General features: G+C 73.8%; 2 protein-coding genes and 1 pseudogene. All 3 read right to left on the reverse strand.

The annotated features are described in order from the left end of the window. Window positions 1–78: 78 nt before the first annotated feature. Complete coding sequence (locus ACFVQ0_RS34795) at window positions 79–4794, reverse strand: SDR family NAD(P)-dependent oxidoreductase (protein WP_390093192.1); 4716 nt, start codon at window positions 4792–4794, stop codon at window positions 79–81. Between the two features lie 59 nt (window positions 4795–4853). Next, window positions 4854–15998 carry an SDR family NAD(P)-dependent oxidoreductase gene (locus ACFVQ0_RS34800; protein ID WP_390093179.1) on the reverse strand — a complete coding sequence of 3715 codons (11145 nt, stop codon included), beginning with the start codon at window positions 15996–15998 and terminating at the stop codon, window positions 4854–4856. After that, window positions 15979–21714 (reverse strand): annotated as a pseudogene (locus tag ACFVQ0_RS34805) (SDR family NAD(P)-dependent oxidoreductase); the annotation flags it as partial. The gene ACFVQ0_RS34800 and the pseudogene ACFVQ0_RS34805, both read right to left, overlap by 20 nt. Between the last annotated feature and the right edge of the window lie 86 nt (window positions 21715–21800).

Genomic DNA, 21800 nt, shown 5'->3' on the forward strand with positions numbered 1-21800 from the left:
GAGTCGGGCGGAGCAACGGTCGGGCGGTGCGGCGTTCACGCGGTGCGGCGTTCGCGCGGCTGCCGACTGGGGCGCGGCTCAGGCCGCGTCGCGCAGCGCCAGCTCGATCAGCGCGGCCTCGTCGAGTTCATCGAGTTCGTCGAGGTCGTCGAGGTCGCCGATCGCGCGGGCGGCGCCGAACCGGTCCGCCCCATCGAACCCGCCACCGCCTGAGAACCGCTCGGGCGCCGCCGTACCGGGCTCCGCGGAGGCCAGGGCGAGCAGGGTGTCCAGCAGCTCTGCCTCGCGCAGCACGCCCAGCGGGATCGTGGCCAGGGCGGCCCTGATCCGCTGCTCCTCCGGGGTACCGGTGGTGTCCGCCGGGGCGGCCGGGGCGAGGAGTCCGGCCAGATGGGCGGCCATGGCGGCGGCCGTGGGGTGGTCGAAGACCAGAGTGGGGGGCAGCTTGCGGCCACAGGCGCGGCTGAGCCGGGCCGCCAGCTCGCCTGCGGTGAGGGAGCTGAACCCGAGGTCCTTGAAGGCCTCTTCGGGGTCGACGTCCTCCGGTCCGGTGTGGCCGAGCACGGCCGCGACGCTGCCGCGGACCTCGTCGAGCACGATCTCGTACCGCTCGGCGGGGCCGGCGGCGGCGAGCCGGGCGGGCAGCCCGTCCGCCTCCGCTCCGGCGGACTGCCCGTCCGACGCCCCGGCGGTTGTGCCGTCGCCGGATCCGCCCACGCCGGGCAGTCCGCCGATCAGCGGGCTGGGCCGGAACGTCGTGAACCCCTTGGCGAAGAGCGGCCAGTCCATGTCTGTGAGCGCGACGCAGGTGTCCTCGCGGTCCAGGGCCCGCGACAGGGCCTGGACAGCCCGTACGGGGTCCATGGCGCGCAGACCCCGGCTGCTGAGGAACTCCTCACCGGCGCCCTCGCCCATGCCGCCGCCGCCCCACAGGCCCCAGGCCACGGAGGTGGCGGGCAGGCCCTCGGCGCGGCGCCGTTCGGCGAGCGCGTCGAGCGCGGCGTTCGCCGCGCCGTAGGCGCTCTGGCCGCCGCTGCCCCAGACCCCGGCTCCGGAGGCGTACAGGACGAACGCGTCGAGTTCCCGGGTACGCGTCAGCTCGTGCAGGTGCAGGGCACCGGCGACCTTGCCCGCGTACACCTCGGCGAGGGAACCGGCATCGGTGTCGAGGAAGGCGGCCGAGTGCGGGACGCCGGCGGTGTGGAAGACGGCGGTGGGCGGGTGGGCGTCGAGGAGAGCGGCCAGCGCCTCCCGGTCGGAGACATCACAGGCGGCCAGGGTGACTTCGGCACCCAGGGCACGCAGTTCCTCGGCCAGCCCCGCAGCCCCCGGAGCATCCGGACCACGACGCCCGGTCAACACCAGATGCCCCGCCCCCGCCCCGGCAAGCCAACGAGCGACATGAGCACCGAGCGCACCCGTGCCACCCGTCACCAGAACAGTGCCACGGGGGGTGTAGCTGCGGCGGGCGGGGACGCCCCCGGCGGGAACGAGCCGGCGGCCGTAGCTGCCGGAGGCGCGGACGGCGATCTGGTCCTCGTCGCCGATCCCCGCGAGGGCGGCGGCCAGCCGCTGCCAGTCGCGCTCGTCGGGGGTCTCGGGCAGGTCCACCAGGCCACCCCAGAGGAGGGGGTGCTCCAGCGCGATGCCTCGGCCGAGCCCCCAGACCTGCGCGCCTTCGGAGCCGGGCCGCTCTGCGGGCGAGACGGCGACGGCGCCACGGGTCACGGCCCACAGCTTCGCGGTGAGACCGGCGTCGGCCGCCGCCTGCGCGAGGAGGGTGGTGCCGAGCACGGCGAGGGCCAGTTCGGGGCGCTCGGGGTCCGGTCGCCCGTCGGTCCCGAGGAGGGAGAGGACGCCGTCGAAGGTCTCGCCCTCGGTCCGGTACGAGCCCAGCCGGTCGGCCAGGGCCTCGCGGGTGGCGGTGCGCGCGTCGAGGATCAGGCGTTCGGTGCGGGCGCCATTCCGGACGAGGGCGGATTCGGCCTCGTCGGCCAGGTCGGTGATGCCTTCGGGGAGGACGAGGAGCCAGCGCCCGGAGAGGCTGGTGCCAGAGCCCTTGGTGGCGCTCAGGCCCTTCCAAGTGGTGCGGTAGCGCCAGGAGTCCGTGCCGGTGGGGTCGGTGGCGGGGGCGGACCGGACAGAGGGCTCCAGCCAGTAGTCCTTGTGCTGGAAGGCGTAGGTGGGCAGGTCGACAACCTTGGCGCCGGTCCCGTCGAAGAGGACACTCCAGTCGATATCGATGCCACGGACGAACAGCTCGGCGGCCGAGGTCAGGAACCGCTCCCAACCGCCTTCCTCACGCCGCAACGAACCACTGGTCAGGACATCCAGGCCGGCCGCATCAGCACACTCCTGGACACCGATACCGAGCACCGGGTGAGCGCTGGACTCGACGAACGTGCCGAAGCCCCGGTCCAGGAGCAGCCGGACGGTCTCCTCGAAGCGGACGGTCTGACGGAGATTGCGGTACCAGTAGGAGGCGTCCAGCTGCGTCGTGTCAGTCAGCTCGCCGGTCACCGTCGAGTAGAACGGAATCTCCGAGCGGCGCGGTGTGACCGGAGCGAGCACGTCCAGGAGTTCGGCTTCGATCCGCTCGACGTGCGCGGAGTGCGAGGCGTAGTCGACCGGAACCTGACGCGCCCTAACCTCCTCACCCTGATACGCGGCAACGATCTCCGTAATCGCGTCGGCATCACCCGACACCACCGTGCTCGACGGACCATTCACAGCGGCCACACTCAACCGACCCGCCCACCCGGCACCGGCAAGACGTTCCTCAACCTGCACCAACGGCAACGCAATCGACGCCATACCCCCCAGACCGGCCAGCTCACGACCGATCACACCCGCCCGCAACGCCACCACACGAGCCGCGTCCTCCAGAGACAACGCCCCCGAAACAGCAGCGGCCGCAATCTCCCCCTGGGAGTGCCCCACCACCGCATCCGGCACAACCCCGAACGAACGCCACAGCTCAGCGAGCGAGACCATCACAGCCCACGTGACCGGCTGCACCACACCCACATCGTCCAGCGAACCCCCAGCACGCACCACCTCGACCACATCAAAGTCAACGAACGGCGCCAACGCATCAGCACACTCACGCAACCGAGCAGCGAACACCGGCGAGGACTCCAACAGGCCCGCGCCCATCCCCACCCACTGCGTCCCCTGACCCGGGAACACCAACACCCGACGACCCACCGGGCCCACCGAGTCCTCGACGACCCGGGAACCGAGCGTGACCTGACGGTGCTCGAACACCGACCGCGACGTCACCAGCGAATACCCGACATCCAGCAGACGCGGCGCACCCTCCACCTCAAGACGGGCCCGCAACCGCTCCGCCTGGACCTTCAGCGCCGGCCCCGACTTCCCCGACACCACCAACGGAACCACCGGCAACTCACGAACCGCAGACTCCTGCGCCACATCCGTAACAGGAGCCTGTTCCAGGATGACGTGGGCGTTGGTCCCGCTCACACCGAAGGAGGAGACGCCCGCACGGCGCGAACGTCCGGTCTCCGGCCATGGACGCGATTCGGTGAGGAGGGAGACCACGCCGTCCTCCCAGTCGACCTGCGAGGACGGGGCGTCCACGTGCAACGTCCGGGGCAGCAGGCCCTCCTGGAGCGCCATCACCATCTTGATGACACCGCCGACACCGGCGGCGGCCTGGGTGTGGCCGATGTTCGACTTCAACGAGCCGAGCCACAGCGGTCGTTCGGGGGTGTGCGCGCTGCCGTACGTGTCGATCAGGGCGTGCACCTCGATGGGGTCGCCGAGCTTGGTGCCCGTACCGTGCGCCTCGACCACGTCCACGTCGCCGGCGGTGACCTGGGCGTCGGCGAGGGCCTGGCGGATGACGCGCTGCTGGGCGGCGCCGCTGGGGGCGGTGAGGCCGTTGCTCGCGCCGTCCTGGTTGACGGCCGAGCCTCGCAGTACCGCGAGGACGCGGTGTCCCTTGCGCACGGCGTCGGAGAGCCGTTCCACGAGGACGATGCCGGCGCCTTCTCCGGGGCCGAACCCGTCGGCGGCCTCGGCGAAGGCCTTGCAGCGTCCGTCGGCGGCCACGCCGCGCTGGCGGGAGAACTGCACGAAGACGGCGGGTGTGGACATGACGGTGACGCCGCCGGTGAGAGCGAGGTCGCACTCGCCCGAGCGCAGCGACTGGGCGGCCTGGTGGAGGGCCACCAGGGAGGAGGAGCAGGCGGTGTCCACGGAGACGGACGGGCCTTCGAGGCCGAGCGTGTACGAGATGCGGCCGGAGGTGAAGCTGACCACCCCGCCGGTGAGCAGGTCGCCCTCCAGCTGTGCGGAGGGCTCGTGCACCCCGGAGGTGTAGCCGCCGTCCCAGGCGCCGACGAACACGCCGGTGCGGGATCCGGCCAGGGACCGGGGGTCGATCCCGGCGCGCTCCAGGGCCTCCCAGGAGGTTTCGAGCAGGAGCCGCTGCTGCGGGTCCATCGCCACCGCCTCGCGCGGCGAGATCCCGAAGAACGCCGGGTCGAAGGCCCCGGCGGAACCGAGGAAGCCGCCTTCGCGGCAGTACGAGCGGCCGGCCTTGTCCGGGTCGGGGTCGTAGAGCCCCTCGACGTCCCAGCCCCGGTCGCCCGGGAAGGGCGAGACCGCGTCGGTGCCGCCGGACACCAGGTCCCACAGGTCCTCGGGGGAGCCGGCGCCGGGGAAGCGGCAGGCCATGCCGACGATCGCGATCGGCTCGTGGGCCCGTGCCTCCAGTTCCTTGAGGCGCTCGCTGGTGCGGTGCAGTTCGGTCGTGGTCCGCTTCAGGTACTCGCGGAGCTTCTCTTCATTCGCCATGTCTCGTCACCCGTCACGTGCTGTGCGGTTCAGAACCGCTCGTCGATGAATGCGAAGATCTCGTCGTCGTCGGCGTCCTCGATGGACTCGGCCACTGATTCGGCCTTCGGGTCCGCGGGATGCGTGGTGCCGGGTCCGCCGCCGATGCCGCCCCACAGGCCGGTGAGGGCCGTGAGCCGGTTGGCGATCTCCTTGTGCGCCGTTTCGTCGGGGGTGGCGGTGCCGTCGGCGTTCTGTCCGGCGAGGGCGCCGAACAGGACTTCCAGGCGGTCGAGTTCCGCCATGACGGAGGTGCCGCGCGCGTCCGCCGGGGCGGCACCGGGCGCGGTCCCTTCCGGTGCCAGTTCGCGGCACAGGTGCGTAGCGAGGGCCGCCGGGGTCGGGTGGTCGAAGACCAGGGTGGCCGCCAGGCGCAGACCGGTGGCCTCGGCCAGCCTGTTGCGCATCTCGACGGCGGTGAGGGAGTCGAACCCGAGCACCTTGAACGCCCGGTCGACGACGATGCCTTCCGGTCCGCCGTGGCCGAGCACGGCCGCGGCGTGCACCCGTACGGTCTCCAGGACCAGTTCCTGCTGGTCCTGGGGGGCCAGTCCGGCGAGCCGCTCGGCGAGGGTCTCCTCCGGCCCGTCCTGGTTGCGCCGGTCGGTCCGGTTCTCCGTGCCGCCGACGAGCGAGCCGAGGAAGGCGGGGACGGGTCCGGCGGCGCGCAGGGCCGCGTGGTTGAGGCGGATCGGGACCTGGAGGGGGCTGTCGACGGCCTGTGCGGCGTCGAAGAGCGCGAGTCCTTCCGCGTCGGTGAGGGGCATGACGCCGCCTCGGGCGAGCCGGCGGTGCATTCCGCTCTGGTCGAGGTGTCCGGCCATGCGGCTGCTGCTGGACCACAGGCCCCAGGCGAGGGACACGGCCGGCAGGCCGAGGGAGCGGCGGTAGCCGGCGAAGGCGTCGAGGAAGGCGTTGGCCGCCGCGTAGCCGCCCTGGCCGGGGCTGCCGAAGAGTGCGGAGGAGGAGGAGTAGAGGACGAAGGCGGACAGGTCGAGGTCGCGGGTCAGTTCGTGCAGGTTGAGCACGGCGTCGACCTTGGGGCGCAGGACGGTGTCCAGGCCCTCGGGGGTGAGGGTGGGCAGGGTGCCGTCCGCGAGGACGCCGGCGGTGTGGACCACGGCGGTCAGCGGCTGGTCCCGCGGGATGTCCGCGAGGAGCGCGGCGAGCTGTTCGCGGTCGGCCGCGTCGCAGGCCCGTACGGCGACCTCGGCGCCCAGGGCGGTCAGTTCGGCGGCGAGGTCGCGGGCGCCCTCGGCCTCGATGCCCTGACGGCCGGCGAGTACGAGGTGGCGGACGCCGTGCTCGGTGACCAGGTGGCGGGCGACGATGCTGCCGAGGGTGCCGGTGCCTCCGGTGACCAGGACGGTGCCGTACGGCCCGAAGGACGGCGGCAGGGTCAGGACGAGCTTTCCGGTGTGGCGGGCCTGGCTGAGGGTGCGGAACGCCTCGCGGGCGTGCCGGATCTCGTAGGCCGTCAGCGGCAGGGGTTCCAGGACCCCCGCCTCGAACAGGGCGAGCAGTTCGTGAAGCATCTCGCCGACGGTCTCCGGACCGGCCTGCACCAGGTCGAAGGCCTGGTAGACGGTGCCGGGGTGGTCGGCGGCGATCTGCCGGGGGTCGCGGACGTCGGCCTTGCCGAGCTCCAGGAAGTGGCCGCCACCGGGGAGCAGCCGCAGGCCGGCGTCGACGAACTCGCCGGCGAGGGAGTTGAGGACGATGTCCACGCCCTTGCCGCCGGTCTCGGCGAGGAACTCGTCGGCGAAATTCAGGGTGCGGGAGTTGGAAATCGCCTCGTCGCCGAGGCCGAGTCGGCGCAGGGTGTCCCACTTGCCGGTGCCGGCCGTGGCGTAGACGGTCAGTCCGTGGTGGCGGGCCAGTTGGAGGGCGGCCATGCCGACGCCGCCGGCGGCCGCGTGGATCAGGACGCTCTGGCCGGGTTCGGCCTTGGCGAGTCGGGTCAGGGCGTACTGGGCGGTGAGGAACACGGCGGGCACGGACGCGGCCTCCGCGTAGGTCCAACCGGAGGGGATCGGGGCGACCATGCGGTGGTCGGCGATCGCGTACGGGCCGAAGCCGCCGGTCCACATGCCGAGGACGCGGTCGCCGGGGGCGAGTCCGGTCACGCCGGGCCCGACCTCGGTGACGACGCCCGCGCCCTCGGCTCCCATGACGCCTTCGCCCGGGTACATGCCGAGGGCGATGAGGGTGTCGCGGAAGTTGAGGCCCGCAGCGCGTACGGAGACGCGTACCTGTCCGTCCCGGAGTTCGCCCAGGGTGTCGGGCGCCTCGGCGAGGCGCAGGCCCTCCATGGTTCCGGTGCCGCTGGTGGTGAGCCGCCAGGCGGTGGTGTCGACGGGCGGTACGAGGTTGTCGCCGCGGGCGGCTTCGGTGTCGGGCCTGGCGAGCCTGGGGACGCGGAGGGTGGTGCCACGGACGGCGGCCTGGGGTTCGCCGCAGGCGAGGGCGGCGGCCAGGGCGGTCCCGTTGACGGAGTCGGTGTCCACGTCGAGCAGGGCGAAGCGGCCGGGCTCCTCGGACTGGGCGGAGCGCATCAGGCCCCAGACGGTGGCTGCGGCGGGGTCGTCGAGTTCGTCGTCGGCGCCCGCCGCGACGGCGCCTCGGGTCACCAGGACGAGGGTGGTGCCGGTGAGGGCGCTGCCGTGCTCCAGCCAGGTCTGGGCGAGGTCCAGGGCCCGGTGGGCGGTGGTGTGCGCGGACAGCGCGTCGGGGCGGGGCAGGTGCGGGAAGGAGACGACGACGGTGTCCGGCGCCTGTCCCGCGGCGGCGGCTTCGAACAGTTCGGCCAGGCCGGGGTACCAGTCGCAGGAGGTGCCGGTGGTCTCCAGCGCGGAGGCGACCTTGGCGTGGTCGTCGCCGACGACGGCGATCCGGCGTACCGGCAGGGTCAGGGCGGCGGGCAGTGGCTGCCAGTCGACCTCGTACAGGCCGCCGTTGCGCTTGGCGCGGCCCTCGGGGCCGACGGCGAACTGGTCGTCGGAGACGGTCCGTACGACGAGTTCGTCGACGGAGAGGACGGGGCGCCCGGAGTCGTCGGTGCACAGCAGGCGAACCGCCTCGGCGCCTGCCGGGGAGATGCTGACGCGCAGCCGGGCGGCGCCCTCGGTGAACAGGCGGACGCCTCGGACGGCGAACGGCATGCGGGCCTTCCCGTCCTCGGGGAAGAACGATCCGAGGTTCATGGCCTGCAGGGCGGCGTCGAGGAGCGCGGGGTGGAGTCCGAAGCCGGTGGTGGCGTCGCCGGCCTGCGGCGGGAGGGCGACCTCTGCGTGGACGGTGGTGCCCTCGGCCCAGCCGGTGCGGAAGCCCCGGAAGAGCGGGCCGTAGTCGTAGCCCCGGTCGGTGAACCGTTCGTAGAAGGCGTCGGGGTCGGTGTCGGCGGGCCGGGCGGCCGCCGGGGGCCATACGGCCGGGCCGGCGGGGGCGGGCCCGTCCGCTGCGGGGGCCACGACGGCCTCGGCGTGGCGGCGCCACGGGGAGCCCGGGTCGGCACCGGCCTCGCGGGAGTGGACGGTGAGGGTGCGCCTGCCGTCGTCGTCTGCTGCGGTGACGAGCAGGTTCAGCTCGACGGCGCCGTTGTCGGGGAGGACCACGGGCGCCTGCAGGATCAGCTCGTCGAGGCGGTGGCAGCCGTGCTGGCGGCCCGCCCACAGGGCGAGGTCCACCAGGGCGGCGCCGGGCAGCAGGGCCGTACCCATGAGGGCGTGGTCGGCCAGCCACGGCTGGGTGTCGGAGCCGAGCCGGGCGGTGTAGGCGACCGAGCCCGACTCGGGGAGTTCGACGCCCGCGCCGAGCAGCGGGTGGCCTGCCTCGCGGATGCCGATACCGGCGGCGTCGCCCCGGCGGGCGGGCGCGTGGTACCAGTACCGCTGGCGCTGGAAGGGGTAGGTGGGCAGGTCGACGCGGCGGGAGTCGGTGCCGAAGAGGGCGTCGGCGTCGATCTCGGCCCCGTTGATGTGGGCCATGCCGAGCGCGGCGCCGAACCAGCGGGCGCCGCCCTTCTCCCGGCGCAGGGTGCCGAGCACAGCGGCCCGGCCGCCGACGTCGGCGACGGTCTCCTGCAGGGAGGTGGCGAGCATCGGGTGCGGGCTGGGCTCCAGGAAGACCTCGTAGCCGTCCGCGATCAGGGCGCGGGTGGCCTGCTCGAACTCGACGGGCTCGCGCATGTTGCGGTACCAGTACGCGCTGTCGAGGGCGGCGGTGTCGAGGAGTCCGCCGGTGACGGTGGAGTAGAAGGGGATCTGCCCGGTGCGCGGGGACACCGGTGCCAGGACCTCCATGAGGTGGTCCTTGAGGGCGTCGACCTGGGCGGAGTGTCCGGCGGTGTCGACGCCGGGGATGGCGCGGGCGTGGACCCCCTCTGCGGTGAGCTCCTCCAGGAGTTCGCGGAGGGCGTCGGGGTCGCCCGCGACGGCGGCGGTGCCGGGGCTGTTGACGGCGGCGACGGACAGCCGGTCGCCGAACCGCGCCAGGCGGACCCGGATCTGCTCGGCGGGCAGGGACACGGCGACCATGCCGCCCTTGCCGGCCAGGGTCAGCCAGGCCTGACTGCGCAGGGCCACGATCCGGGCGGCGTCGTCGAGGGAGAGGCCTCCGGAGACGTACGCGGCGGCGATCTCGCCCTGGGAGTGGCCGACGACGGCGTCGGGGTGCACCCCGATGGCCCGCCAGGCCTCGGCCAGGGACACCATCATCGTGAACAGCACGGGCTGGACCACGTCGACGCGGCTGAGCGCGGGGGCGCCGGGCACCTGCCGCAGCACGTCCATGACGGACCAGTCGAGGTACGAACGCAGGGCGGCGTCACAGGCCTGCGCGGACTCCAGGAAGGCCGGCGAGCGGTCGAGCAGCCCCTCGGCCATGGCGGGCCACTGGGAGCCCTGGCCGGGGAAGACGAACGCGATGCGGTCGCCGGGACCGGCGGTGCCTCGCAGCACGGCCAGGTGCGGCCGGTCCTGGGCGAGGGAGTTGAGGGCGTCGAGGAGTTCCTCACGGCTCTCGCCGATGACGGCGGCCCGGTGCTCGAAGCGGGAGCGGGCCGCGACCAGGGTGTAGCCGGCGTCGGCGGGGTGCATGCCGGGGTGCTCGACGAGCCCGGCGCGCAGCCGGGCGGCCTGGGCGCGCAGGGCCGAGTCGGAGCGGGCCGAGAACAGCAGTGGGACGGTGACCTCGTCCCACCAGTCCGTGGCCCGGCCGTCGTCCTGGGCACTGTCGTCGGCGGGGCCGGGCGCGGTCTCGGAGCGCGGTGCCTCCTCGACTATGACGTGGGCGTTGGTGCCGCTGATACCGAAGGCGGACACGGCGGCGCGGCGCGCGGTGGCGCGCTCGGGCCAGGGCACGTCGTCGGTGAGCAGGGAGACCGCGCCCGTGGTCCAGTCGACCCTCTGGGTCGGCTCGTCCACGTGGAGGGTGCGGGGCAGGGTGCTGCCGCGCAGGGCGAGGACCATCTTGATGACGCCTGCCACACCGGCGGCGGCCTGGGTGTGGCCGATGTTGGACTTGACCGAGCCGAGCCACAGCGGGTCGTCGGCGGGCCGGGCCTCGCCGTAGGTGGCCAGTAGGGCCTGGGCCTCGATGGGGTCGCCGAGTTCGGTTCCGGTGCCGTGCGCCTCGACGGCGTCGACGTCCTCGGGGCGCAGTCCGGCGTCGGCGAGGGCCTGGCGGATGACGCGCTGCTGGGAGGGGCCGTTGGGGGCGGTGAGGCCGTTGCTGGCACCGTCCTGGTTGACGGCGGAGCCCCGGATGACGGCGAGCACCGGGTGCCCGTTGCGCTCTGCGTCGGAGAGCCGTTCGACGAGGAGCATGCCGGCGCCCTCGCCGAGGGCGACGCCGTCGGCGCCGGCCGCGAAGGCGCGGGAGCGCCCGGAGGGGGACATGACGCGCTGGCGGGAGAACTCGACCAGCATCTCCGGGGTGGACATGACGGTGGCGCCGCCGACCAGGGCCATGCCGCACTCGCCGCGGCGCAGCGACTGGACGGCCAGGTGCAGGGCGACCAGCGAGGCCGAGCAGGCGGTGTCGACGGTGACGGCGGGGCCTTCGAGGCCGAAGACGTACGAGAGTCGGCCGGACATGACACTGGCGGAGTTGCCGGTGCCGAGGTAGCCGTCGAAGTCCTCCTCGCTGTTCTGCAGCAGCGGCATGTAGTGCTGGCCGTTGGTGCCGACGAACACGCCGGTGCGGCTGCCGCGCAGAACGTTCGGGTCGAATCCGGCGCGCTCGCAGGCCTCCCAGGAGGTTTCGAGCAGGAGCCGCTGCTGCGGGTCCATGGCGAGGGCCTCGCGCGGGGAGATCCCGAAGAACTCCGGGTCGAAGTCGGGAGCCTCGTGGAGGAACCCGCCCTCGCGGACGTAGGTGCGGCCCTGGGCCTCCGGGTCCGGGTCGTACAGCCCGTCGAGGTCCCAGCCCCGGTTGGTGGGGAAGGTGGTGATGGCGTCGCCGCCGTGGGTCACGAGCTGCCACAGTTCGTCGGGCGTGTTGATGCCGCCGGGGAAGCGGCAGGCCATGGAGACGATGGCGATGGGCTCGCTGTCGCCGCCGGCGGGCGGGGTGGCGAACGGGGCCGCGGTGTCGGTTTCCCGTACCCCGCTGGCCAGCTCGCCGAGGTGGCGGGCGACGGCCGCGGTGGTGGGGTGGTCGAAGACGAGGGAGGGGGCCAGGCTCAGGCCGGTGGCTTCCCGGAGCCGGTTGCGGAGTTCGACGGCGGTGACCGAATTGAAGCCCAGTTCCTTGAAGGGCCGTTCGGAGGCGATGCCGTCGCCGGTGGCGTGGCCGAGCACGGCGGCGACGTGGGTGCGCACGAGGCGTACCAGCTCGCGCTGCCGTTCCTGGTCGGTCTTGTCGCGCAGGACGGCCGCGAGGCCGGTGCCGGTGGTGTCCCGCTCGTCCGCGGCGGCCCGCTCCGCGGCCCGGATCCGCTGGACGGCGGGGAGTTCGTCGAGGAGGGCCGAGGGCCGGGCGGCGGTGTACGCGGGCTCGAAGCGCTCCCAGTCGATGTCGGCGACGGCGATGCCGGTCTCGCCGCGTCCGACGATCCCGTCGAGCACGTCGAGGGCGCGCTCCGGGTCGAGGAAGGACAGGCCGGTACGGAACAGCTGCTCGGCGGCGGGCCCGGCGGCGACGCTCTGCCAGGGGGTCCAGGCCACGGAGGCGGCGGGCAGTCCGCGGTTGCGGCGGCCCTCTGCGAGGGCGTCGAGGTACGCCGTTCCGGCCGCGTAGCCGCCCTGGCCCGCGCCGCCCCAGACACCGGCGACGGAGGAGAAGACGACGAACGCGTCGAGTTCCGCGTCCGCCAGCAGGGCGTCGAGGCGGGTGGCGAGGTCGGTCTTGGCCGCGACGGAGGCGGCGAAGCCTTCCATCGTGGTCTCGGTGAGAAGGGTGAGGGGGGTCGTCGGCGGGGCGACGTAGACGGCGGTGGGGGTGTGCGCGGCCAGGAGTGCGCGCAGCCCGTCCTGGTCGTCGAGCGCGCAGGGAACGACGGTGGTGCGGTCGGCCAGTCCGGCGAGCGGCCCTTCGGCCCCGGCGATCTCGTCCGCGAGGGTGCCGGTGAGCCCGGCGAGGACGATCCGCTCGGCGCCGCCGGTCAGCAGGCGGCGGGCGAGGGGACCGGCCACGGCGGCGATGTCGCCGACGACGAGGACGGTGCCGCGCGGGCGGGTCACGGTGGTGGCCGGTGCGGCGGGCGCCTGGATCAGGCGGCGGCCGTACGTGCCGGAGCCGCGGACGGCGACCTGTTCGTCGGTGCCCGGTGCGGCGAGGATGCCGGCCAGCTGCTGGAAGGAGCGGGCGTCGGCGGCCGGCAGGTCCGCGAGTCCGCCCCAGCAGACGGGGAGTTCGAGTGCGGCGACCCGCCCGAGGCCCCAGACCTGGGCCTGTACGGGGGACGGGGTCTCGGCGGGGGACACAGCCGCGGCGCCGAAGGTGACGGCCCACAGCCGGGCCTCGGTGCCGGCGTCGGCGGCGGCCTGGGCGAGGGCGAGGGTGCTGGCCAGTCCGAGTGGGACGGCCGGGTGGTCGGGGTGCGTGCCCTCCGCGAGAGCGAGGAGGGACAGAATGCCGGTGAGCGGCTCGGTCCCGGCCCGGTCGGCGGACTCGGCGAACCGGGCCCGCAGCAGGGACCGGTCGGCGGTGGCCGGGTTCACGGCGAACGGCTCGACGGTGGCGCCCCGGTCGGCCAGGGCCTGCCGGGCGGCCTCGGCGACCGCGGAACCGGTCAGCGCCTCGGGGAGGACGAGGAGCCAGCGCCCGGAGAGGCGGGCGGCGGGGTCCTTGGGGCTCAGGCCCTTCCAGGTGGTCCGGTAGCGCCAGGCTTCGGGACCGGAGACCTCGGCGGCGGTGACGGCGGGAGCGGCCGTCTTCTCCAGCCAGTAGTGCTCGTGCTGGAAGGCGTAGGTGGGCAGGTCGACGATCCGGGCCCCGGTGCCGTCGAAGAGAGCGGTCCAGTCGATGTCTATGCCACGGACGAACAGTTCGGCGGCCGAGGTCAGGAACCGCTCCCAGCCACCCTCTTCACGCCGCAACGAACCACTGGTCAGGACATCAAGCCCGGCCGCATCAGCACACTCCTGAACACCGATGCCAAGCACCGGGTGAGCGCTGGACTCGACGAAGGTGCCGAAGCCCCGGTCCAGGAGCAGCCGGACGGTCTCCTCGAAGCGGACGGTCTGACGGAGATTGCGGTACCAGTAGGAGGCGTCCAGCTGCGTCGTGTCAGTCAGCTCGCCGGTCACCGTCGAGTAGAACGGAATCTCCGAACGACGTGGTACGACCGGAGCCAGCACGTCCAGGAGTTCGGCTTCGATCCGCTCCACGTGCGCGGAGTGCGAGGCGTAGTCGACCGGGACCTGACGAGCCCTAACGTCCTCACCCTGATACGCGGCCACAATCTCCGTGATCGCGTCGGCGTCACCCGACACCACCGTGCTGGACGGACCATTCACGGCAGCCACACTCAACCGACCGGTCCACCCGGCACCGGCAAGACGTTCCTCGACCTGCGCCAGTGGCAGCGGAATCGACGCCATGCCGCCCAGACCGGCCAGCTCACGGCCGATCACACCGGCTCTCAGTGCCACCACGCGGGCCGCGTCCTCAAGGGACAACGCCCCCGAAACGGCAGCGGCCGCGATCTCTCCCTGGGAGTGCCCCACCACCGCATCCGGAACGACCCCGAACGAACGCCACAACTCAGCAAGCGAGACCATCACAGCCCACGTCACCGGCTGCACCACACCCACATCGTCCAGCGAACCCCCCGCACGCACCACCTCGACCACATCAAAGTCAACGAACGGCGCCAACGCATCAGCACACTCACGCAACCGGGCAGCGAACACCGGCGAGGACTCCAACAGTCCCGCACCCATCCCGACCCACTGCGTCCCCTGACCAGGGAACACCAGCACCCGACGACCCGGCGCCCCGGCCACACCCTCGACCTTCAGGTCCCCGAAGGTGACGGAGCGGTGCTCCAGATGCGAGCGCCCGGCAGCAAGACTCAGCGCCGCATCGAGCGGACGCAGCGCGGGATCCGCCTCCAACCGGGCCCGCAGCCGGGAAGACTGCGCCTCCAAAGCGGCCCCCGACTTCGCGGACACCACCAACGGAACCACCGGCAGTTCACGGATCGGGGTGTCGTCGTCGGGTTCCGTAACAGGAGCCTGCTCCAGGATGACGTGGGCGTTGGTCCCGCTCACGCCGAACGCGGACACCCCAGCGCGGCGCGAACGCCCGGTCTCCGGCCACGGACGCGACTCGGTCAGCAGCTCAACCGCACCCGCGTCCCAATCGACCTGCGAGGACGGGGCATCCACATGCAACGTCCTCGGCAGCACACCCTCCTGGAGCGCCATCACCATCTTGATGACACCGCCGACACCGGCAGCGGCCTGCGCGTGACCGATGTTCGACTTCAACGAACCGAGCCACAGCGGCTGCTCCGCCGGGCGCCGCCCGTACGTAGCCAGCAAGGCCTGCGCCTCGATCGGGTCACCCAACCGGGTCCCCGTCCCGTGCGCCTCGACCGCGTCCACGTCCGCAGTCCCCAGACCGGCGTTGGCCAGGGCTGCCCGGATCACCCGCTGCTGCGAGGGACCGTTCGGCGCCGTCAGACCGTTGCTCGCACCGTCCTGGTTCACCGCCGAGCCCCGCACCACCGCCAGCACACGATGCCCCGCGGCCACCGCGTCCGACAGCCGCTCCACCAGCAGCACACCCACACCCTCGGCCCAGCCCGTGCCGTCCGCACCCTCCGCGAACGCCTTGCACCGACCGTCCGAAGCCAGCCCCCGCTGCTGCGAGAACTCCACGAAGGTGCTGGGTGTGGCCATGACGGTGACCCCGCCGGCGAGAGCGAGGTCGCACTCGCCCGAACGCAGCGACTGCGCGGCGAGGTGAAGAGCCACCAGGGAGGAGGAGCAAGCCGTGTCGACCGTGACCGCCGGGCCTTCCAGACCAAGCGCATAGGAGATGCGTCCGGAGACCACGCTGCCGGAACTGCCGGTGCCGCCGAAGCCGCCCGCGTCCTCGCTGGAGGCGGCCCGGTCGGTGCCGTAGTCGTGGTACATCGATCCGACGAAGACGCCGGTGCGGGAGCCCTTCAGCGAGTCGGCAGGGACACCCGCCCGCTCCAACGCCTCCCACGACGTCTCCAGCAACAACCGCTGCTGCGGATCCATCGCCACCGCCTCACGCGGCGAAATACCGAAGAACCCCGCATCAAACCCACCCGCACCGTGAAGGAAACCCCCCTCACGCACATACGAACGCCCCGCAACACCCGGCTCAGGATCGAACAGCGACTCCACATCCCAACCACGGTCACCCGGGAACGGCGACACCGCATCCACCCCCGACGACACCAACTCCCACAACCCCTCCGGCGAACCCACCCCACCCGGGAAACGGCACGCCATCCCCACAATCGCGATGGGTTCGCTGCCGCGCTCCTCGACCGCGCGCAGCTTCTCTCGGGTCTCGTGCAGCTCGGTCATGGCACGGCGCAGGTAGTCGCGGAGCCTGCCCTCGCTGCCGGTGGCGTCGTTGTGGGTGTCGTTAGCAGACACAGCTCTCCCCTGGAGGTGTCGGTGCCGGACTTCAGGCAGTGCGGAAGTCATTGTCGAGCAGCTGGAACAGCTCGTCGTCTGAGGCGGAATGGAGTAGTTCGGTGACGTCGCCGGTGTCCGGGGCGTCCGGATCCGGGGTGTGTCCGGCCGGGTCCGCGGCGGTGGTGCCGAGGTCGGCGAGCAGTGCCGCGAGGCGGTCGGCCATGGTCTGCCGGGCCTCTTCTCCGAGGTCCGGCAGACTGACGGCCCGGCTCGCGGCCTCGGTGAGCTGGTCGAGCAGGGCGAGTACGGACGCCTCGGCGCCGGGCAGTTCCCCGTCGAGGTGTTCGGCGAGGGCCAGGGGCGTCGGGTGGTCGAAGACCAGGGTCGCGGTCAGCCGCAGTCCGGTGGCCTCCGTGAGCCGGTTGCGCAGCTCCACGGCGGTGAGCGAGTCGAAGCCGGCTTCGTTGAAGCTGCGGTTCGGAGCGATTCCGGCCGGGCCCGCGTGGCCGAGCACGGCCGCCACCTCGGTGCGTACGAGATCGAGGAGGAACGCGGCGCGTTCGGCCCGGGGCAGTGCCGCGACCCGGTCCGCGAACCCGGCGGGCCGCTCCGCGTCCATGGTCCCGGCGGCCGGCCGCGCGGTGCGGGCGGCCGGGCGGCGAGTGGCGGGTCCGGTGAGGGTGCGCAGGACCTCGGGCAGTGCGCTGCCGGCGTCGCGGGCCGCGGCGGGGTCGATGCGCAGGGGCATCAGAACCGGTTCCTCGCGGGTGCGGGCCGCGTCGAAGAGGGCGAGCGCCTCCGGGTGCGAGAGGGGGACGAGCCCGCTGCGGCGGAGCCGGGCGGCGTCGGCCCCGGAGAGTTCGCCGGCCATGCCCTCACCGGCCCAGGGGCCCCAGGCGAGGGAGAGGGCGGGCAGGCCCTGGGCGCGTCGCCAGGAGGCGAAGGCGTCCAGGTAGGCGTTGGCGGCGGCGTAGGTGGCCTGCCCGGCGCTGCCGAGGAACCCGGCCGCGGAGGAGAAGAGCACGAACGCGTCGAGGTCGCGGTCGCGGGTGAGTTCGTGCAGGACCCGGACGGCGTCGGCCTTGGGCCGTAGTACGGCGGCGAGGCGGTCGGCGTTCTGGCCGGTGACCAGGCCGTCGTCGAGTACGCCCGCGGTGTGGACCACGCCGGTCAGGGGGTGGGCGTTGGGCAGTTCGGCGAGGAGCGCGCCGAGGGCCTCGCGGTCGGCGGCGTCGCAGGCGGCGACGCGGACCGAGGCGCCGGCCCCGGTGAGTTCGGCGGTGAGCCGGGCCGCCTCGGGGGCGTCCGGGCCGCGCCTGCTGGTCAGCAGCAGCCGGCGTACGCCGTGCCGGTGGACCAGGTGGCGGGCGACAACGGAGCCGAGGCCGCCGGTCCCGCCGGTGATCAGGACGGTGCCCTCGGGGTTCCAGCCGGTGCTGGTGTCTGTGCCTGTGCCGGTACTGGATCCGCTGCCTGTACCGGCACCGGCACCGGATCCGGTGCCGGGTGCGGCGCGGACGGCGGCCGGGGCGTGCGGGGTGCCGTCGCGCAGGGCGAGCTGGCCGGGTGCGTCGTCGCGGGTGAGGGCGGCGGGCAGGGCGGCGTACGAGGCCGGGGCCGTGTCGAGGTCGACCAGGGCGAAGCGGCCGGGGTGTTCGGTACGCGCGGAGCGCAGCAGGCCCCAGGCCGCGGCGGCCGCGGGGTCGGTGACGGGACCGGCGCAGTCGACGGCGCCGTGGGTGAGCAGGGTCAGGCGGGCCCCTGCGAGGTGTGCGGCCAGGAGCCAGGACCGGGCGAGTCCGAGGGCGCGGGCCCCTGCCTCGTGCGCGTCCTGTGCTCCGCGCAGGTCGGCGAGCACCTGGACGGGTGTGCCGTCCCCGGCGGATACGCCGTCCAGGTCCTGAAGACCGGCGCAGTGCCGTGGGCGGGCCCCGGCGGCGGTCAGGGCCTCGGCCACGGCCGGGTCGTGGTCGCCCAGGAGGTACCAGTCGGTGCCCTGGACGGTGGCCGCCCCGGCGGCGGGCGCGGCGGGCAGCGGGTTCCAGGCGGGGCGCAGCAGCAGCTCGGCGGAGGCACGGTCGGCGGAGAGCCGGTCGGCGGTGACGCGGCGCATGGCGAGGGAGCGGGCGGCGAAGACGGCCCGGCCCTCGGGGTCGGCGGCAGTGACCGCGACGGAGTCGGGGCCGGCCGGGGAGATCCGGATCCGCAGGGCGTCGGCGCCCGCCGCGTACAGGGTGACGCCGTTCCAGGCGAAGGGGACGAGCCCGTGGGCGTCCTCGCGGGTGGCGGTGACGGCGTGCAGGGCGGAGTCGAGGAGGGCGGGGTGGATCCCGTATCCGGGTGCTTCGGCGGCCTCGGGCTCGGACAGGGCGGCGTACGCGTAGACGTCGTCGTCGAGCCGCCAGGCGGCGCGCAGGCCCTGGAAGGCGGGGCCGTAGCCGATACCGGCCTCGGCGAACCGCTCGTACTCCCCGTCGAGCACGACGGGTTCGGCGCCCTCGGGCGGCCAGGTGCCGGTCAGGCCCGTGAGGTCGGGGCCGTCGGCGGGCGGGGCGGCGGGCTCGGTGCGGCCGGTGGCGTGCAGGGTCCAGGCGTCGTCGGCGGCGTCGTCGGCCCGGTCACCGGCCGGGGCGGAGTGGACGGCGACCGGCCGGGTGCCGTCGGCGGCGGCCGGGCCGTGCCAGAGGCGCAGCCGTACGGGCGCGTCCTCCGGCAGTACGAGCGGGCTCTCGAAGGCGAGTTCCGCGACGGTGTCCTCGCCCGCGGCGGTCAGGGCGAGTTCGAGGAGGGCGGTGCCGGGGAGCACAGGCCGGCCCGCGAGGGTGTGCTCGGCGGTCCACGGGTGGGTGCGGGTGGACAGGGTGGCCGTCCACACGGTGCCCCGGGCGTCGGGGAGCTCGACGACGGCTGCCAGCAGGGGGTGGTCGGCCGGGGAGAGGCCGGCGGCGGCCAGCGGGGCCTGCGGGGCAGGGGCGTCGAGCCAGTAGCGGCTGCGTTGGAAGGCGTACGTGGGCAGTTGGGCGGCCAGGGCGGTACCGGTACCGGGGCTCGGCGCGGGGGCGGTGGCCACGGGCAGACCGTGCACGTGGGCGGTGGCCATGGCCTGCTCGAAGGCGGTGGCCTCGGGGCGGCCCCGGCGCAGTACGGAGAAGGTGACGGGCGCCGGGCCCGCCTGCCGCTGGTCCGGCTCGTCGGCATCGAGGACGGCGCGGCCCATCGCGGTGAGGACGGCCTCCGGACCGAGTTCGACGAAGGTGTCGATGCCTTCGGCGCGCAGGGCGCGCAGACCGTCGAGGAACCGCACCGGGCGGCGCGCGTGGCGGACCCAGTGGTCCGCGCCCAGCACGTCGCCTTCCGCGATCGCTCCGGTCAGGTTCGACATGACAGAAATCTTGGGCAGTCCGTATTCGAGACCGCGAGCGATCGTTTCGAACTGTGTCAACATGCCGTCCATGTGCGGCGAGTGGAAGGCGTGACTGACCTTCAGGAGCTTGGCGGCTCGACCGCGGCTCTTCCAGTGCTCGACCAGTTCGCCGACGGCGTCCCCGTCCCCGGCGATGACAACGGCGTTGGGTCCGTTGACGGCGGCGAGGTCGAGTTCGGCCTCGCGGCCCGCGAGTTGGGGCGCGATCTCCTCCTCGCTCGCGGCGATGGCGCCCATGGCGCCGCCCTCCGGCAGCTCACCCATGAGGCGGCCCCGGGCGGCGACCAGACGGGCCGCGTCGGCGAGGGTGAGCACGCCGGCGACGTGCGCGGCGGTGATCTCGCCGACGGAGTGCCCGGCCACAGCCTCCGGGTGCAGGCCCCGGGAGGTGACGAGGGCGTAGAGGGCGGCCTCCAGCGCGAACAGCGCGGGCTGGGTGTACTCGGTGCGGTCGAGCAGCGCGGCGTCGGCGGAGCCGGGCCCGGCGAACATCACCTCGCGCAGCGGACACCGCAGGTGTGGGTCGAACGCGGCACAGATCTCGTCGAGGCTGCGGGCGAACACCGGCTGGGACTCGTACAGTTCGCGGCCCATGCCGGGGCGCTGGCTGCCCTGGCCGGTGAAGAGGAAGGCGGTACGACGGTCACCGGCCGCGCGGCCGGTGACCACGCGGGCCGGGTCGATGCCCTCGCCTGCGGCCAGGGCCTCCACCCCGCGCAGCAGTTCACCGGCGTCCGCTCCGAGCACCACGGCGCGCTGGGGGAACGCGGTACGGGAATGGGCGAGTACGGAGGCCACGGCGGCCGGGTCGGCCGGGTCCCCGGCGCGGTCGGCGGCGGCGAGGTGGTCGACGAGCCGTCGGGCCTGGGCGCGCAGGGCGATCCCGTCACGAGCGGAAAGGGCCCAGGCGAGGCTGCCGGAGGCCGGGAGGGTCGCCCGGTCCTCCCTCTCTTCAGGGGCGGGTGCGGAGTCGGTCGGCGCGGGCTCGGCCGGGGGCCGGTCCTCCTCCAGGACGATGTGGGCGTTGGTGCCGCTGGCGCCGAACGCGGAGACGCCGGCCCGGCGGGGCTCGCCCGGTCGCTCGGGCCATGGGGTGTGCTCGGCGAGGAGCGAGACCGCGCCGGCCGACCAGTCGATCCGGGTGGACGGCGCGTCGGCGTGGAGGGTCCGGGGCAGGGCGCTGTGCCGCAGGGCCAGCACGGTCTTGATGACGCCCGCGACGCCCGCGGCGGCCTGCGTGTGCCCGATGTTGGACTTGAGGGAGCCGAGCAGCAGCGGCGACGAGGCCGGGCGGCCCTGGCCGTACGTGGCGAGCAGGGCCTGCGCCTCGATCGGGTCACCGAGCCTGGTGCCGGTGCCGTGTGCCTCGACGGCGTCGACCTGGTCGGCGGTGAGCCGGCCATTGGCGAGGGCGGCGCGGATGACGCGCTGCTGGGCGGGGCCGTTGGGGGCGGTGAGACCCGCTCCGGTGCCGTCCTGGTTGACGGCGGAACCCCGGATGACGGCCAGGACGGTACGGCCTTCGCGCCGGGCGTCGGAGAGCCGCTGGAGCAGCAGCATGCCGGCGCCCTCGCCGAATCCGGTGCCGTCGGCGCCTTCGGCGAACGCCTTGCAGCGGCCGTCCGCGGCGAGCCCGCGCTGCCGGGAGAAGTCGATGAACATCGTCGGCGTGGACAGGACGGTCGCGCCGCCCGCGAGCGCGAGGTCGCACTCCCCGGCGCGCAGGGCCTGCGCGGCCAGGTGGACGGCGACGAGCGAGGAGGAGCAGGCGGTGTCGACGGTGACGGCGGGGCCGCGCAGTCCGAAGGTGTAGGAGATGCGGCCGGAGGCGACGCTGCCGGCGCTGCCGTTGACGAGGTAGCCCTCAAGACCCTCGGGGATACGGCCGCCGGGAACGTGCGGGACCCGGGCGCCGTAGTCGTCGTACATCACGCCCGCGTACACGCCCGTACGGCTGTCGCACACGGCGTCGCGATCGAGCCCTGCCCGCTCCAGCGCCTCCCAGGAGGTTTCGAGCAGGAGCCGCTGCTGCGGGTCCATGGCGAGGGCCTCGCGCGGGGAGATCCCGAAGAACTCCGGGTCGAAGTCCGCGCAGTCGTAGAGGAATCCGCCTTCACGGGCGTAGCTGGTGCCGTGCGCGTCCGGGTCCGGGTCGTAGAGCGCCTCCAGGTCCCAGCCCCGGTCCTCGGGCAGCGCGGAGACGACATCGGTGCCGGACTCCAGGAGCTTCCAGAGCGCCTCCGGGGTGTCGGCCCCGCCGGGGAGACGGCAGCTCATCGAGACGATGGCTATCGGTTCCCGGGCGGCCTCGGCGGCCTCTTCCGCGGCGCGCAGCCGGGTTCGGGTGGTGACGAGCTCCGCGGTCACGCGCTTGAGGTAGTCGCGAATCCTGTCGGTGCTACCGGCGTCGTCGGTGCCGGAACCGGTGCTGGTGCCGTTGGCGGCGC

Source organism: Streptomyces sp. NPDC057900, assembly GCF_042887885.1.
Lineage (GTDB): Bacteria > Actinomycetota > Actinomycetes > Streptomycetales > Streptomycetaceae > Streptomyces.